2 protein-coding genes and 1 pseudogene are annotated in these 1,178 nt (G+C 66.0%); all 3 read right to left on the bottom strand.

Annotation, left to right across the window (positions count from 1 at the left end; all coding sequences use genetic code 11):
- A pseudogene (locus tag JHC79_RS16365) lies at positions 1–296 on the bottom strand (hypothetical protein); the annotation flags it as partial.
- A 71-nt stretch (positions 297–367) separates the two neighbouring features.
- Positions 368–709, bottom strand: a complete 342-nt coding sequence (locus tag JHC79_RS16360; RefSeq protein WP_296392702.1) for a hypothetical protein — start codon at positions 707–709, stop codon at positions 368–370.
- Between the two features lie 28 nt (positions 710–737).
- Positions 738–1,178, bottom strand: a 441-nt coding sequence (locus tag JHC79_RS16355; RefSeq protein WP_296392700.1) for a hypothetical protein, incomplete at its 5' end; no start/stop codon positions are given.

Raw genomic sequence — 1,178 nt, 5'->3', positions numbered from 1 at the left:
GTGGTGGGGTTGATGGGGACGATGGGTGTTCCGTTGCCCGTTCCGGGTCCGGGGCCGGCGTCGATGCCGATTTGCGGGCCGCCACTGGACTGCCCGCCCGGATTGGTGGTGGTGGGTGCTGCTGGTGCGGTAGGGGTGAAGGTTTTGGTGGGCAACGAGATACACGGGTAGCCGGGACCGAAACGGGCCCGCATCGCATCACACAGGGCATCAGCGTGGGCGGGCGCGGGAGTGGCGGCAATGATGAACCACGCCAGTGCGAGGGCGGTGGTGATGGCGGCCAAGACCGCCGCCATCATGCGGACGGTGTATCCCGCGCTCGAGCCAGGTCGATCGGTGCTGGGGTGTTCGGGCGTGGCCAGGTGGGTCATTCGCGCCCGCCGATGACGCGGTTCAGGGCGGCGTCGATACCCATCCAGAACCAACGTCCGGCGATCGACATGACGAGAAAGAAGCACGGGAACACCAGCATGGTGCCGTGCTCGCGGGTCCACTGCGGGACTTTGCTTCCCAACGCCCACGCACACGCCACCAGCACGACACAGCCGATGACGAAGCTGACCCACCGCCACAGCACCGGCCACACCCCCCAACCATCACCGCTGTGCGAGTCGTTGCCGACCCGGGGCATATCGGTGGCGGTGAGCTGCTCGGTAGGGGTGTCGTCGAGCGGGTTCCGGTGTGGTGATGAGGCTGTGGGTGCGGTCATCGACGTGTCCTTACAGCTGCAGAGACGGTCAGTGGCTCCAGTACTGGGCCACTGTGACCGGCACATTCGGGTTACGGGTGTTGATGAGAATGCCGATGCGCCCCGTGGGGTGGGCGGCGGTCTCGGCAACGAGATTCTGAGTACGGACGGTGACGAACAACCCAGGCTTGCCTGGGATCCGATGCGGAGCCTGGCGATACCGCGAATCAGGTCGCATGTAGACACCGACGTGCTCCGCGACGCCGGGCGTGGTGCTGATGTAGGTGGCCAGACCGCTACGGGCGGCTGCAACGGTCTCGGCGTGGGTGAGCCAGATGACGCCCCCGGTAGGGGTTGAGACGTACTGCGCCGCAGAGGCCGATCCGGCAGTGCCGGCGGCGACCGCAACTGCAACACCAGCGGTCACAGCGACGGTGATCACGGACCTGGCGGCAGATTTCAGGCGAGGCAACATCAGAAATTCTCCTTG

Source organism: Williamsia sp., assembly GCF_016462415.1.
Taxonomy (GTDB): Bacteria; Actinomycetota; Actinomycetes; order Mycobacteriales; family Mycobacteriaceae; genus Williamsia_A.
The sequence above is the reverse complement of the archived record's forward strand: the minus strand, read 5'-3'. Positions and strand labels throughout refer to the sequence as shown.

What these genes read in the sequence shown, in the direction of transcription:
- JHC79_RS16360 (WP_296392702.1), bottom strand. Translation starts at nt 709, where the DNA reads ATGACCGCACCCACAGCCTCATCACCACACCGGAACCCGCTCGACGAC.